This is a genomic window from Lysobacter yananisis (assembly GCF_031199375.1).
Taxonomy (GTDB): domain Bacteria; phylum Pseudomonadota; class Gammaproteobacteria; order Xanthomonadales; family Xanthomonadaceae; genus Lysobacter; species Lysobacter yananisis.
In genome coordinates, this window is the sequence record NZ_CP133568.1 from 3,291,653 (window position 1) to 3,305,521 (window position 13,869).

Consider the following 13,869-nt stretch of genomic DNA (forward strand, 5'->3'; position numbering starts at 1 on the left):
TTCCCTCGCTTCTCCCCGACGAATTCCTCCGATTGGAGTAAAGAAATGAAAGACTTGCTCAATCTCTTCAACCAGCAGCGTCCCGCGCTGGACTTCGACGCCATCAAGATCGCCCTGGCCTCCCCGGACCTGGTGCGCTCGTGGTCGTTCGGCGAAGTGAAGAAGCCGGAAACCATCAACTACCGCACCTTCAAGCCCGAGCGCGACGGCCTGTTCTGCGCCGCGATCTTCGGTCCGATCAAGGACTACGAGTGCCTGTGCGGCAAGTACAAGCGCATGAAGCACCGCGGCGTGGTGTGCGAGAAGTGCGGCACCGAGGTCACCCTGGCCAAGGTCCGCCGCGAGCGCATGGGCCACATCGACCTGGCCTCGCCGGTCGCGCACATCTGGTTCCTCAAGTCGCTGCCCTCGCGCATCGGCCTGATGCTGGACATGACCCTGCGCGACATCGAGCGCATCCTGTACTTCGAAGCGTACGTCGTGACCGAGCCGGGCCTGACCCCGATGGAACGCGGCAACCTGCTGACCGAAGAGCAGTACCTGCAGGCGCGCCAGGAGCACGGCGACGACTTCGAGGCCGCGATGGGCGCCGAGGCGGTCTACGACCTGCTGCGCACCATCGACCTGCAGGCCGAGATGCTGCAGCTGAAGGAAGAGATCGCCTCGACCAACAGCGAGACCAAGCTCAAGCGCCTGACCAAGCGGATCAAGCTGGTCGAAGCCTTCCTCGAATCCGGCAACCGTCCGGAGTGGATGGTCATGACCGTGCTGCCGGTGCTGCCGCCGGACCTGCGTCCGCTGGTGCCGCTGGAAGGCGGCCGCTTCGCGACCTCGGATCTGAACGATCTGTACCGCCGCGTCATCAACCGCAACAACCGCCTGCGCCGCCTGCTCGAACTCAACGCGCCCGACATCATCGTGCGCAACGAGAAGCGCATGCTGCAGGAATCGGTCGACGCCCTGATGGACAACGGCCGCCGCGGCCGCGCCATCACCGGCACCAACAAGCGCCCGCTCAAGTCGCTGGCCGACATGATCAAGGGCAAGCAGGGCCGGTTCCGCCAGAACCTGCTCGGCAAGCGCGTGGACTACTCGGGCCGTTCGGTCATCGTGGTCGGCCCGACCCTGCGCCTGCACGAGTGCGGCCTGCCGAAGAAGATGGCGCTGGAGCTGTTCAAGCCCTTCATCTTCGCCAAGCTGCAGCGCCGCGGTCTCGCGACCACGATCAAGGCCGCCAAGAAGCTGGTCGAGCGCGAAGAAGCCGAGGTGTGGGACATCCTCGAAGAGGTGATCCGCGAGCACCCGGTGCTGCTGAACCGCGCCCCGACCCTGCACCGCCTGGGCATCCAGGCGTTCGAACCGGTGCTGATCGAAGGCAAGGCAATCCAGCTGCACCCGCTGGTCTGCACCGCGTTCAACGCCGACTTCGACGGCGACCAGATGGCCGTGCACGTCCCGCTGAGCCTCGAGGCCCAGCTGGAAGCGCGCGCGCTGATGATGGCGTCGAACAACATCCTGTCGCCGGCCAACGGCGAGCCGATCATCGTGCCGTCGCAGGACGTCGTGCTCGGCCTGTACTACATGACCCGCGCCCTGGAGAACAAGGCGGGCGAGGGCATGGCGTTCGCCAACGTGGCCGAGGTCAAGCGCGCCTACGACAACCGCGCCGTGCAGCTGCACGCCAAGGTCAAGGTCCGCATCACCGAGACCGTGATCGCCGAGGACGGCACCCGTTCGCAGAAGACCTCGGTGGTCGACACCACCGTCGGCCGCGCCCTACTGCGCGAGATCCTGCCGGAAGGCCTGCCGTACGCGCTGGCCAACACCGAGCTGACCAAGAAGAACATCAGCCGCCTGATCAACTCCTGCTACCGCATGCTGGGGCTGAAGGACACCGTCGTGTTCGCCGACCGCCTGATGTACACCGGCTTCGGTTACGCGACCCGCGCCGGCGTGTCGATCGGCATCGACGACATGATCATCCCGGGCGAGAAGAAGGGCATCCTGGCCGAGGCCGAGTCGGAAGTGCTGGAAATCCAGCAGCAGTACCAGTCCGGCCTGGTCACCGCGGGCGAGCGCTACAACAAGGTCGTCGACATCTGGTCGCGCACCAACGAGCGCGTGGCCAAGGCGATGATGGACGCGATCGGCACCGACACCGTGACCAACGCCAAGGGCGACCAGGTCCCGCAGAAGTCGATGAACTCGATCTACATCATGGCCGACTCCGGCGCGCGCGGTTCGCAGGCGCAGATCCGTCAGCTCGCCGGCATGCGCGGCCTGATGGCGCGTCCGGACGGCTCGATCATCGAGACGCCGATCACCGCGAACTTCCGCGAAGGCCTCAACGTTCTGCAGTACTTCATCTCGACCCACGGCGCCCGTAAGGGCCTGGCGGATACCGCGCTGAAGACCGCGAACTCGGGTTACCTGACCCGCCGTCTGGTCGACGTCGCGCAGGACGTGGTCATCACCGAAACCGACTGCGGCACCGTCGAGGGTCTGACCATGACCCCGATCGTCGAAGGCGGCGACGTGGTCGAGCCGCTGCGCGACCGAGTGCTGGGCCGCGTCGTGGCCGAGGACGTGTTCCTGCCGGGCAACGACGAGGAACCGATCGTCACCCGCAACACCCTGCTCGACGAAGCCTGGGTGCAGAAGCTCGAGGACGCCAGCGTCCAGTCGATCAAGGTGCGTTCGACCATCACCTGCGCCAGCAGCTTCGGCGTGTGCGCGCGCTGCTACGGCCGCGACCTCGGCCGCGGCCACCTGGTCAACCACGGCGAAGCGGTCGGTGTCGTCGCCGCGCAGTCGATCGGCGAGCCGGGCACGCAGCTGACCATGCGTACCTTCCACATCGGCGGCGCGGCGTCGCGAGCGGCGGCGATCGACAACGTCACCGTCAAGACCACCGGTTCGCTGAAGTTCAACAACCTCAAGCACGTCGCGCACGCCGGCGGCCACCTGGTCGCGGTCTCGCGTTCGGGCGAACTGTCGGTGCTCGACCCGCACGGCCGCGAGCGCGAGCGCTACAAGGTGCCCTACGGCGCGACCATCAACTTCCGCGACGGCGCCGAGATCAAGGCCGGCAACACGGTCGCGAACTGGGATCCGCACAACCACCCGATCGTTTCGGAAGTCGCCGGTTTCGTTCGCTTCATCGACTTCGTCGATGGCGTGACCGTGATCGAGAAGACCGACGACCTGACCGGCCTGGCCTCGCGCGAGATCACCGATCCCAAGCGTCGCGGCTCGCAGGGCAAGGACCTGCGTCCGATCGTGCGCATCGTCGACAAGAACGGCAAGGACCTGTCGATCCCGGGTACCGACCTGCCGGCGCAGTACCTGCTGCCGCCGCGCTCGATCGTCAACCTGCAGGACGGCGCGCCGGTCGGCGTGGGCGACGTGGTCGCCAAGATCCCGCAGGAAGCGTCGAAGACCCGCGACATCACCGGCGGTCTGCCGCGCGTGGCCGACCTGTTCGAAGCCCGCAAGCCCAAGGACCCGGCGGTCCTGGCCGAGGTCTCCGGCATCGTCAGCTTCGGCAAGGACACCAAGGGCAAGCAGCGCTTGATCATCAAGCAGGCCGACGGCGAGGAGCACGAAGAGCTGATCCCGAAGTACCGCCAGATCATCGTGTTCGAAGGCGAACACGTGGAGAAGGGCGAGACGGTCGTGGACGGCGAGCCGAGCCCGCAGGACATCCTGCGCCTGCTGGGCGTGGAGCCCTTGGCCGTGTACCTGACCAAGGAAATCCAGGACGTCTACCGCCTGCAGGGCGTGAAGATCAACGACAAGCACATCGAGGTGATCGTTCGCCAGATGCTGCGCAAGGTCGAGATCGTCGACGGCGGCGACAGCAAGTTCCTCAACGGCGAGCAGGTCGAGCGTCAGCGCCTGATCGAGGAGAACGTGCGCCTGCAGGCCCGCAGCGAGATCCTGGCCAAGTTCGATCCGGTCCTGCTCGGCATCACCAAGGCCTCGCTGGCGACCGAGTCGTTCATCTCGGCGGCCTCGTTCCAGGAGACCACCCGCGTGCTGACCGAGGCCGCCGTGCGCGGTACCCGCGACAGCCTGCGCGGCCTCAAGGAGAACGTGATCGTCGGTCGCCTGATCCCGGCCGGTACCGGCCTGGCGTACCACACCCAGCGCCGCAAGAACGCGTCGGGCCTGACCGACTCGGAGATGGAAGCGCTGGCCGGTCCGGTGAGCGTGGCGGTCGAGGCTCCGGCCGCGGCCGAGACGGTCGCCGGCGACGACGCCGAGTAAGCAAGCGTCCGCCGCATCCCGGTCCGGCCGTCAGGCCGGATCGGGGCCGGCAACGAGGTTCCAGGCAAGGCGGGCAGCGATGCCCGCCTTGTTTTTTGCCCGCGCGTCGCGCGTCGCCCGCGTGGACATGACGGCGGGCCAGGCGGGTCGGGGCTGGCAAGTCCGGCAAAACATGCTAGACTCGCGGATCGGATTGGGCCCGTATGGGTCGCATCCCAGATCACGAAATTAGGCGCAGGGAGCGCCTAGTGTTCGGCCCAGGGTAGGGCGGGATCATCGAATAAGGAAACGAAACTGACGCCTCCGGCGTTGGTTCCGCCTGTTCGCGCTGCCTGCGTTGACGGAAACGTTAAGCGCGGGCTATGCTTTTTCGTCTCGGCAGGTCGGGTGCTATCGGCTTGCCGTTCGTTTCTCACGAAGCGGCCGCCCGGCCCTTAAACAAGAGTTCCAGATGGCAACCATCAATCAGCTCGTCCGCAAGCCGCGGCAGGCAGCTACCTACAAGAGCACCTCGCCGGCGCTCGCCAACTGCCCGCAGCGCCGCGGCGTCTGCACCCGCGTGTACACCACCACCCCGAAGAAGCCGAACTCGGCTCTGCGCAAGGTCGCCAAGGTGCGCCTGACCAACGGTTACGAAGTCATTTCGTACATCGGCGGCGAAGGCCACAACCTGCAGGAGCACTCGGTCGTGCTGATCCGCGGCGGCCGCGTGAAGGACCTGCCGGGCGTGCGCTACCACACCGTGCGCGGCTCGCTCGACGCCGCCGGCGTCGCCAAGCGTCGCCAGAGCCGTTCCAAGTACGGCGCCAAGCGTCCGAAGTCCTAATCGCGTCGATGCCCGGCGCGCCCAAGGCGCCGCCACCCGCAACCACGCACGTTCAAGAATCACGAGAATAGGTACGCACCATGTCGCGTAAAGGCTCCGCCCCGCAGCGTTCGATCCTGCCCGATCCCAAGCACGGCAGCGAAACGATCGCGCGTTTCATCAATATGGTCATGCAGAGCGGCAAGAAGTCGGTCGCCGAGAAGATCGTCTACGGCGCGATGGACGTCATCGGCGAGAAGAATCCCAACGCCCTGGAACTGGTCGAGAAGGCCCTGACCAACGTTTCCCCGTCGGTCGAGGTGAAGTCCCGCCGCGTCGGCGGCGCCACCTACCAGGTGCCGGTCGAAGTGCGCTCCTCGCGCCGCGTCGCCCTGGCGATGCGCTGGCTGATCGACTCCGCGCGCAAGCGCGGCGAGAGCTCGATGCCGCGCAAGCTGGCCGCCGAGCTGCTGGACGCTTCCGAGAACCGCGGCGCGGCGATCAAGAAGCGCGAAGAGACTCATCGCATGGCGGAAGCGAACCGCGCGTTCGCGCACTACCGCTGGTGATCTAGTCGCCCTGGCGACAGGGTCTTCGCAACATCCGCATGTGATGTTGCCGCGGCGGCGTGACAGCCGCCTTGCGAACCGGAGGCCGCCGATAAGGCGGCGTCCGGCCATCTGGAATTCGAAAACTTACGAGAGGGTCCCGTGGCTCGCACCACTCCCATCGAGCGTTACCGCAACTTCGGCATCATGGCCCACATCGATGCCGGCAAGACCACCACGTCCGAACGCATCCTGTTCTACACCGGCGTCAGCCACAAGATCGGCGAAGTGCACGAAGGTGCCGCGACGATGGACTGGATGGAGCAGGAGCAGGAGCGCGGCATCACCATCACTTCCGCCGCGACCACCGCGTTCTGGAAGGGCATGGACAAGTCGCTGCCCGAGCACCGCTTCAACATCATCGACACCCCCGGCCACGTCGACTTCACCATCGAAGTGGAGCGTTCGCTGCGCGTGCTCGACGGCGCGGTGTTCGTGCTGTGCGCCGTGGGCGGCGTGCAGCCGCAGTCCGAGACCGTTTGGCGCCAGGCCAACAAGTACTCGGTGCCGCGCATGGCGTTCGTCAACAAGATGGATCGCACCGGCGCCAACTTCGATAAGGTCGTCGAACAGCTGAAGGCGCGCCTGGGCGCGTACGCCGTTCCGATGCAGGTGCCGATCGGCGCCGAAGACGGCTTCGAGGGCGTGGTCGACCTGCTCAAGATGAAGGCGATCCATTGGGACGTCGCCTCGCAGGGCACCAAGTTCGAATACAAGGACATCCCGGCCGAGCTGCAGTCCAAGGCCGAGGAAGCGCGCAGCTTCATGATCGAAGCCGCCGCCGAAGCGACCGAAGAACTGATGGAGAAGTACCTGGGCGGCGAAGAGCTGACCGAGGAAGAGATCGTCTCCGGTCTGCGCGCGCGCACCCTGAAGGTCGAGATCGTGCCGGTGTTCTGCGGCTCTGCGTTCAAGAACAAGGGCGTGCAGGCCATGCTCGACGGCGTCATCAACCTGCTGCCGTCGCCGGCCGACCGTCCGCCGGTGCAGGGCATCGACGAGAACGAAAAGGAAGACAGCCGCAAGGCTTCGGATTCCGAGCCGTTCTCGGCGCTGGCGTTCAAGATCATGACCGACCCGTTCGTGGGCGCGCTGACCTTCTTCCGCGTCTACTCGGGCGTGCTGAACTCGGGCGACCAGGTCTACAACCCGGTCAAGATGAAGAAGGAGCGCATCGGCCGCATCCTGCAGATGCACGCCAACCAGCGCGACGAAATCAAGGAAGTCCGCGCCGGCGACATCGCCGCGGCCGTGGGCCTGAAGGACGTGACCACCGGCGACACCCTGTGCGCCCAGGACCACGTCATCACCCTCGAGCGCATGGTGTTCCCGGAGCCCGTCATCTCGATGGCGGTCGAGCCGAAGACCAAGTCGGACCAGGAAAAGATGGGCATCGCGCTGGGCCGCCTGGCTCAGGAAGATCCCTCGTTCCGCGTGCGTACCGACGAAGAGTCCGGCCAGACCATCATCTCGGGCATGGGCGAGCTGCACCTGGACATCATCGTCGACCGCATGCGTCGCGAGTTCAACGTCGAGGCCAACGTCGGCAAGCCGCAGGTGGCGTACCGCGAGACCATCCGCAAGTCGGACGTCAAGTCGGACTACAAGCACGCCAAGCAGTCCGGCGGTAAGGGCCAGTACGGTCACGTCGTGATCGAGCTGTCGCCGATGAACGAAGCCGACCGCGCCAACGAGGACGTCGAGAACGATTTCCTGTTCGTCAACGACATCACCGGCGGCGTGATTCCGAAGGAATTCATCCCGGCGGTCGAGAAGGGCCTGCGCGAGACCATCACCAGCGGTCCGCTGGCCGGCTTCCCGGTCGTGGGCGTGAAGGTCAAGCTCGTGTTCGGTTCGTACCACGACGTCGACTCGTCGGAAATGGCGTTCAAGCTCGCCGCGTCGATGGCCTTCAAGGAAGGCTTCCGCAAGGCCGATCCGGTCCTGCTGGAGCCGATGATGAAGGTCGAAGTGGTGACCCCGGAAGAGTACGTCGGCGACGTGATGGGCGACTTGAGCCGTCGTCGCGGCTTGCTGCAGGGCCAGGACGACACGCCGTCGGGCAAGACCATCAACGCGATGGTGCCGCTGGGCGAGATGTTCGGTTACGCGACCACGATCCGTTCGCTGACCCAGGGCCGCGCGACCTTCACGATGGAATTCGACCATTACGCCGAGGCGCCGACCAACATCGCCGAGACGGTCATCAAGAAGGGCGGCTAAGCCGATGCTTGCGCCCCCGGATGGGAGCCGCCGCTCGCGGCTTCCGTCCGCTCCGAATAACGAATCACTGCATTAATTAAAGAGAGACAATCATGGCTAAGGGTAAATTCGAGCGCACCAAGCCGCACGTGAACGTCGGCACGATCGGTCACGTCGACCACGGCAAGACCACGCTGACGGCCGCTCTGACCAAGGTCGGCGCCGAGCGTTTCGGTGGCGAGTTCAAGGCGTACGACGCGATCGACGCGGCGCCGGAAGAGAAGGCTCGCGGCATCACGATCTCGACGGCTCACGTCGAGTACGAAAGCCCGAACCGTCACTACGCCCACGTGGACTGCCCGGGCCACGCCGACTACGTGAAGAACATGATCACGGGTGCGGCGCAGATGGACGGCGCGATCCTGGTGTGCTCGGCCGCTGACGGCCCGATGCCGCAGACGCGCGAACACATCCTGCTGTCGCGTCAGGTCGGCGTGCCGTACATCGTCGTGTTCCTGAACAAGGCCGACATGGTGGACGACGCCGAGTTGCTCGAGCTGGTCGAGATGGAAGTGCGCGAGCTGCTGTCGAAGTACGAGTTCCCGGGCGACGACACCCCGATCATCCACGGTTCGGCCCGTCTGGCGCTGGAAGGCGACCAGAGCGACATCGGCGTGCCGGCGATCATCAAGCTGGTCGAGGCGCTGGACAGCTTCATTCCGGAGCCGGAGCGCGCGATCGACAAGCCGTTCCTGATGCCGGTGGAAGACGTGTTCTCGATCTCGGGCCGCGGCACCGTGGTGACCGGCCGTATCGAGCGCGGCATCATCAAGGTGGGCGACGAAATCGAAATCGTCGGCATCCGTCCGACCCAGAAGACCACGGTCACCGGCGTCGAGATGTTCCGCAAGCTGCTGGACCAGGGCCAGGCGGGCGACAACGCGGGCCTGCTGCTGCGCGGCACCAAGCGCGACGACGTGGAGCGCGGCCAGGTGCTGGCGAAGCCGGGTTCGATCACCCCGCACACCGAGTTCGAGGGCGAGGTGTACGTGCTGTCGAAGGACGAAGGCGGCCGCCACACCCCGTTCTTCAAGGGCTACCGTCCGCAGTTCTACTTCCGCACCACCGACATCACCGGCGCGTGCCAGCTGCCGGAAGGCGTCGAGATGGTGATGCCGGGCGACAACGTGAAGATGGTGGTCACGCTGATCAACCCGGTGGCGATGGACGAAGGCCTGCGCTTCGCGATCCGCGAAGGCGGCCGCACCGTCGGCGCCGGCGTGGTGTCGAAGATCGTCAAGTGACGATTCGGCCCGTGCGCGCATAGCGCGCACGGCTTTGCCGAATCGTCATCCCCGCGAAAGCGGGGATCCAGAGACGAGGACTCGACTCCGAAGTCTCCGGCGAAAGATCCCGCGGCGGCCTCCCGGCCGCCGCGGCTTTTTCAGGGTCGCCGGCTCTGTGAACAGAGCTCAGGCCCGGTCCGCAATCCCGCAAGGCAGGGGTGTTGCATCGCCCCCGCCAATACGGCTAGAATGCGCGACCACCGTGCCAGGCTCGGTTTTCGAGCCGGCACAACCAGCGAAATGAGGAACAGGACGTCCCTCGTATTCGCCAGACAGGGATATGTCGCACGGCAGCTCCGTACGTTCCGGGCCCACAAGGCATCCAAGGAACAGTAACGGGGCCCTTCGTGCGTTCTGCTCAGTCTGGGGCGGGCCGGGAAGCCGGGCCGCCTTAGCTTTTCCAGGCAAGGAAGCTCCGGGGCGAGGGTGTTGCCCTGGAGTGTTTGCGTTTTCGTGGGGCCGGCGCACCCAGAAGCCGTCCCGTCGCTCTTTCAACCAAGGAATTCCGTTCATGGCGGACCAAAAGATCCGGATCCGGCTCAAGGCGTACGATCATCGTCTGATCGACCGCTCGGCCAGCGAGATCGTCGAGACGGCCAAGCGGACCGGCGCGCAAGTGCGCGGCCCGATCCCGCTGCCGACCAAGATCGAGCGTTACACCGTTCTCGTCTCCCCGCACGTCGACAAGGACGCGCGCGACCAGTACGAGACCCGCACGCACAAGCGCGTGCTCGATATCGTGGACCCCAACGACAAGACCGTGGACGCGCTGATGAAGCTCGAACTCGCGGCTGGCGTCGATGTCCAGATCAAGCTGACCTGAGGCGACCACCATGACCGCGAAGAAGTATTCGTTGGGCATCGTCGGTCGCAAGGCCGGCATGAGCCGTTTCTTCACCGAAGACGGCAAGTCGGTTCCGGTGACCCTCATCGAGGCGACCCCGAACCGCATCACCCAGATCAAGACCGAAGACACCGACGGCTACAGCGCCGTGCAGGTGACGGTCGGCGTGCGCCGCGCCGCGCTCGTCAACAAGCCCGAAGCCGGTCACCTCGCCAAGGCGAAGGTCGAAGCCGGTCGCGGCCTGTGGGAGCTGCGCGTGGAAGCCGACCAGATCGGCGCGTTCGAAGTCGGCGGCGAGATCAAGGCCGACATCTTCAGCGCCGGCCAGCTGGTCGACGTCCAGGGCGTGACCAAGGGCAAGGGCTTCCAGGGCACGATCAAGCGCTGGAACTTCCGCATGGGCGACGCGACGCACGGCAACTCGCTGTCGCACCGTTCGCCGGGCTCCATCGGCCAGCGCCAGACGCCGGGCCGCGTGTTTCCGGGCAAGAAGATGTCGGGCCACATGGGCGCCGTCCAGCAGAGCACCCAGCGTCTTGAAGTGGTCAAGGTCGACGCCGAGCGCGGCCTGATCGCGATCAAGGGCGCCGTGCCGGGCGCGCCGGGTGGCGACGTGATCGTCCGTCCCTCGAGCAAGGCATAAGGAGAGATGACGATGGAACTCGCCATCAATAACAGCAGCAAGACGCTGTCGGTCTCCGACGAGATCTTCGGCCGCGAATTCAGCGAAGACCTGGTCCATCAGGTCGTCGTCGCCTATCGCAACGCCGGTCGCGCCGGCACCAAGGCGCAGAAGACCCGTTCGGAAGTCAACGGCACGACCAAGAAGTCGAAGAAGCAGAAGGGCGGCGGCGCCCGTCACGGCGCGCTCACCGCTCCGATCTTCGTCGGCGGCGGCGTGACCTTCGCGGCCAAGCCGCGCAGCTTCGCGCAGAAGGTCAACCGCAAGATGTACCGCGCCGCGATCGCCGCGATCCTGTCCGAGCTCAACCGCCAGGGCCGCATCACGGTCGTCGAGAGCTTCGACATCGACGCGCCGAAGACCAAGGGCCTGATCGAAAAGCTCAAGAGCCTGGAAGTCGGCCGTCGTCCGCTGATCGTGACCGAAGAGGCCACCGAGAATCTGTACCTCTCGGCCCGCAACCTGCCGTACGTCGAAGTCCGTGATGTCCAGGGCCTGGATCCGGTCGCCCTCGTCGGCGCCGACTCGGTCGTGCTCACCAGCGACGCGGTCAAGAAGATCGAGGAGTGGCTGGCATGAACGACGCCAAGCTCTACAGCATCATCCGCGCGCCGCGCGTGTCCGAAAAGACCGCGCGCCTGCAGGAAGTTTCCAACCAATACGTCTTCGAAGTTTCGAACGAAGCGACCAAGGGCGACATCAAGGTCGCCGTTGAGAAGCTGTTCGACGTCAAGGTCGAGGCTGTCAATGTGGTCAACGTGAAGGGCAAGAACAAGGCCTTCCGCAACCGCATGGGCCGCCGCGGCGACTGGCGCAAGGCGTACGTGACGCTGGCCGAAGGCCAGTCGATCGACGTGATGGCCAAGGCCTGAGGAAAGACCCATGGCATTGATGACTTTCAAGCCCACCTCCGCCGGCCGCCGCAACGCGGTCCGCGTCGTGACCCCGGGCCTGCACAAGGGCGCGCCGCACGCGGCCCTGATCGAAAAGCAGGGCAAGACCGGCGGCCGTAACCACCACGGCCGCATCACCACCCGCCACATCGGCGGCGGTCACAAGCAGCACTACCGCATCATCGACTTCAAGCGCGACAAGGAAGGCATTCCGGCGCGCGTGGAGCGGATCGAATACGATCCCAACCGCACCGCGCACATCGCGCTGCTGTGCTACGTCGATGGCGAGCGCCGTTACATCATCGCCCCCAAGGGCCTGAAGGACGGCGACCAGGTGATCGCGGGCCGCGACGCCCCGATCCGCGTCGGCAACACGCTGCCGCTGAGCAACGTCCCGGTCGGCACCACCGTGTGCTGCGTCGAGATGAAGCCGGGCAAGGGCGCCCAGCTGGCCCGCGCGGCCGGCGCCAGCGCCTACCTGGTGGCTCGCGAGCAGGGCTACGCCACGCTGCGCCTTCGCTCCGGCGAAATGCGCAAGGTGCCGGTCGAGTGCCGCGCCACCGTCGGCGAAGTCGGCAACGACGAGCACAACCTCGAGAAGCTCGGCAAGGCCGGCGCCAAGCGTTGGCGCGGCATCAAGCCGACCGTCCGCGGCGCCGCCATGAACCCCGTCGACCACCCGCACGGTGGTGGCGAGGCGAAGGCCGGCCAGGGCAACCCGCATCCGGTCACCCCGTGGGGTGTTCCGACCAAGGGTTACAAGACGCGCAAGAACAAGCGCACCACGCAATTCATCGTGCGCGATCGCAGGGGTTAATCGGCCATGGCACGTTCACTGAAGAAAGGTCCCTTCGTCGACCACCATCTGATCAAGAAGGTGGAGACCGCGGGCAACAACAAGAAGCCGATCAAGACCTGGTCGCGCCGCTCGATGGTCCTGCCGGAGATGGTCGGTTTCACGATCGCCATCCACAACGGCAAGAACCACATCCCGGTGCTGGTCAACGAGAACATGGTCGGCCACAAGCTTGGCGAATTCGCCCTGACCCGTACGTTCAAGGGTCACGGCGGCGACAAGAAGTCGGGCAAGTAAGGAGATGACCATGGAAGCGAAAGCCATCCTGCGCACCGCGCGCATCTCCCCGCAGAAGGCCCGCCTGGTCGCCGACCAGGTGCGCGGTCTGTCCGCCGAGCGCGCCGTCAACCTGCTGAAGTTCTCGGACAAGAAGGCTGCTGCACTGATCCGCAAGGTCGTGGAGTCCGCCATCGCCAACGCCGAGAACAACCAGGGCGCCGACGTCGACGATCTCAAGGTCAAGACCATCATGGTTGACGAGGGTCCCGCACTGAAGCGCTTCATGGCGCGTGCGAAGGGCCGCGGCACCCGCATCCTCAAGCGCACCAGCCACATCACTGTGGTTGTGGGCGCCGGCAAGTAAGGCGGAGTAGACAATGGGTCATAAAGTTCATCCGACCGGAATCCGCCTGGGCATCGCCAAGGATTGGAATTCCAAGTGGTTCGCCAACAAGAAGCAGTACGCCGAGTACCTGGCGGCCGACCTGAAGGTTCGCGAGATGCTTCGCAAGAAGCTGGCTCAGGCCGGCATCTCGAAGATCTTCATCGAACGTCCGGCGAACAACGCCCGCGTGACGATCCACACCGCCCGTCCGGGCGTGGTGATCGGCAAGCGCGGCGAGGACATCGAGAAGCTGCGTAAGGAAGTCAGCAACCTGATGGGCGTTCCGGCGCACATCAACGTGACCGAGGTCCGCAAGCCGGAACTCGACGCGCAGCTGGTCGCCGAATCGATCGCGCAGCAGCTCGAGCGCCGCATCATGTTCCGCCGCGCGATGAAGCGCGCGGTCGGCAACGCGATGCGCCTCGGCGCGCTGGGCATCAAGGTCAACGTCGCCGGCCGCCTCAACGGCGCCGAGATCGCGCGTTCGGAGTGGTATCGCGAAGGCCGCGTGCCGCTGCATACCCTGCGCGCCGACATCGACTACGGCTTCGCCGAAGCCAAGACGACCTACGGCATCATCGGCATCAAGACCTGGATCTACAAGGGCGAGGTGTTCGATTTCGCCCAGGTCGGCCAGGAGAAGCAGGACGACTCGCCGCGCAACGAGCGTGGTGACCGTGGCGACCGCGGCGATCGCGGCGACCGCGGCGATCGCAACGACCGCTCGGGCCGTCCTGCCCGCGAACAGAGGTAATCCGCC

The 13,869-nt window shown here is 65.7% G+C and carries 13 protein-coding genes; all 13 read left to right on the forward strand.

Translation table 11 applies throughout. From position 1 onward, the window contains the following. The first annotated feature begins 45 nt into the window (after positions 1 to 45). The 13 genes from rpoC (at position 46) to rpsC (ending at position 13,863) form a co-directional block, all read left to right on the forward strand. The gene (rpoC, locus tag RDV84_RS13955) at positions 46 to 4,269 is read left to right on the forward strand and encodes a DNA-directed RNA polymerase subunit beta' (protein WP_057948560.1); all 4,224 of its coding nucleotides are present in this window, start codon (positions 46 to 48) and stop codon (positions 4,267 to 4,269) included. Positions 4,270 to 4,720: 451 nt separating this feature from the next. Further along, positions 4,721 to 5,095 carry a 30S ribosomal protein S12 gene (rpsL, locus tag RDV84_RS13960; protein WP_057948559.1) on the forward strand — a complete coding sequence of 125 codons (375 nt, stop codon included), beginning with the start codon at positions 4,721 to 4,723 and terminating at the stop codon, positions 5,093 to 5,095. A gap of 80 nt (positions 5,096 to 5,175) precedes the next feature. After that, on the forward strand, positions 5,176 to 5,643 hold the full coding sequence (rpsG, locus tag RDV84_RS13965) for a 30S ribosomal protein S7 (protein ID WP_057948558.1): 468 nt from the start codon (positions 5,176 to 5,178) through the stop codon (positions 5,641 to 5,643). 141 nt (positions 5,644 to 5,784) lie between these two features. Next, positions 5,785 to 7,905, forward strand: coding sequence for an elongation factor G (fusA, locus tag RDV84_RS13970; RefSeq protein ID WP_057948557.1), 2,121 nt, complete (start codon positions 5,785 to 5,787; stop codon positions 7,903 to 7,905). A gap of 92 nt (positions 7,906 to 7,997) precedes the next feature. Then, positions 7,998 to 9,188 carry an elongation factor Tu gene (gene tuf, locus RDV84_RS13975; protein ID WP_057948556.1) on the forward strand — a complete coding sequence of 397 codons (1,191 nt, stop codon included), beginning with the start codon at positions 7,998 to 8,000 and terminating at the stop codon, positions 9,186 to 9,188. A gap of 553 nt (positions 9,189 to 9,741) precedes the next feature. Further along, a complete protein-coding gene (rpsJ, locus tag RDV84_RS13980) occupies positions 9,742 to 10,053 on the forward strand; it encodes a 30S ribosomal protein S10 (protein ID WP_022968186.1) in 312 nt (103 codons plus the stop codon). A gap of 10 nt (positions 10,054 to 10,063) precedes the next feature. After that, on the forward strand, positions 10,064 to 10,717 hold the full coding sequence (gene rplC / locus RDV84_RS13985) for a 50S ribosomal protein L3 (protein WP_057948555.1): 654 nt from the start codon (positions 10,064 to 10,066) through the stop codon (positions 10,715 to 10,717). A 12-nt stretch (positions 10,718 to 10,729) separates the two neighbouring features. Further along, positions 10,730 to 11,335 carry a 50S ribosomal protein L4 gene (gene rplD, locus RDV84_RS13990; RefSeq protein WP_057948554.1) on the forward strand — a complete coding sequence of 202 codons (606 nt, stop codon included), beginning with the start codon at positions 10,730 to 10,732 and terminating at the stop codon, positions 11,333 to 11,335. Then, positions 11,332 to 11,628, forward strand: coding sequence for a 50S ribosomal protein L23 (rplW, locus tag RDV84_RS13995; protein ID WP_057948553.1), 297 nt, complete (start codon positions 11,332 to 11,334; stop codon positions 11,626 to 11,628). The genes rplD and rplW overlap by 4 nt, the downstream gene beginning before the upstream one ends. 10 nt (positions 11,629 to 11,638) lie before the next feature. Then, the gene (gene rplB, locus RDV84_RS14000; RefSeq protein ID WP_057948552.1) at positions 11,639 to 12,466 is read left to right on the forward strand and encodes a 50S ribosomal protein L2; all 828 of its coding nucleotides are present in this window, start codon (positions 11,639 to 11,641) and stop codon (positions 12,464 to 12,466) included. A 6-nt stretch (positions 12,467 to 12,472) separates the two neighbouring features. Next, on the forward strand, positions 12,473 to 12,742 hold the full coding sequence (gene rpsS / locus RDV84_RS14005; RefSeq protein ID WP_057948551.1) for a 30S ribosomal protein S19: 270 nt from the start codon (positions 12,473 to 12,475) through the stop codon (positions 12,740 to 12,742). Positions 12,743 to 12,752: 10 nt separating this feature from the next. After that, positions 12,753 to 13,088, forward strand: coding sequence for a 50S ribosomal protein L22 (rplV, locus tag RDV84_RS14010; RefSeq protein ID WP_055902442.1), 336 nt, complete (start codon positions 12,753 to 12,755; stop codon positions 13,086 to 13,088). Between the two features lie 13 nt (positions 13,089 to 13,101). Continuing rightward, entirely contained in the window at positions 13,102 to 13,863 is a 762-nt protein-coding gene (gene rpsC, locus RDV84_RS14015) for a 30S ribosomal protein S3 (RefSeq protein WP_057948550.1), read from the forward strand. Positions 13,864 to 13,869: the final 6 nt, after the last annotated feature.

Coding starts and splice junctions, on each gene's coding strand:
- rplC (WP_057948555.1), top strand. CDS start 10,064: ATGACCGCGAAGAAGTATTCGTTGGGCATCGTCGGTCGCAAGGCCGGC.
- tuf (WP_057948556.1), top strand. CDS start 7,998: ATGGCTAAGGGTAAATTCGAGCGCACCAAGCCGCACGTGAACGTCGGC.
- rpsJ (WP_022968186.1), top strand. CDS start 9,742: ATGGCGGACCAAAAGATCCGGATCCGGCTCAAGGCGTACGATCATCGT.
- rpoC (WP_057948560.1), top strand. CDS start 46: ATGAAAGACTTGCTCAATCTCTTCAACCAGCAGCGTCCCGCGCTGGAC.
- rplD (WP_057948554.1), top strand. CDS start 10,730: ATGGAACTCGCCATCAATAACAGCAGCAAGACGCTGTCGGTCTCCGAC.
- rpsS (WP_057948551.1), top strand. CDS start 12,473: ATGGCACGTTCACTGAAGAAAGGTCCCTTCGTCGACCACCATCTGATC.
- rpsL (WP_057948559.1), top strand. CDS start 4,721: ATGGCAACCATCAATCAGCTCGTCCGCAAGCCGCGGCAGGCAGCTACC.
- rplW (WP_057948553.1), top strand. CDS start 11,332: ATGAACGACGCCAAGCTCTACAGCATCATCCGCGCGCCGCGCGTGTCC.
- rplB (WP_057948552.1), top strand. CDS start 11,639: ATGGCATTGATGACTTTCAAGCCCACCTCCGCCGGCCGCCGCAACGCG.
- rpsC (WP_057948550.1), top strand. CDS start 13,102: ATGGGTCATAAAGTTCATCCGACCGGAATCCGCCTGGGCATCGCCAAG.
- rpsG (WP_057948558.1), top strand. CDS start 5,176: ATGTCGCGTAAAGGCTCCGCCCCGCAGCGTTCGATCCTGCCCGATCCC.
- rplV (WP_055902442.1), top strand. CDS start 12,753: ATGGAAGCGAAAGCCATCCTGCGCACCGCGCGCATCTCCCCGCAGAAG.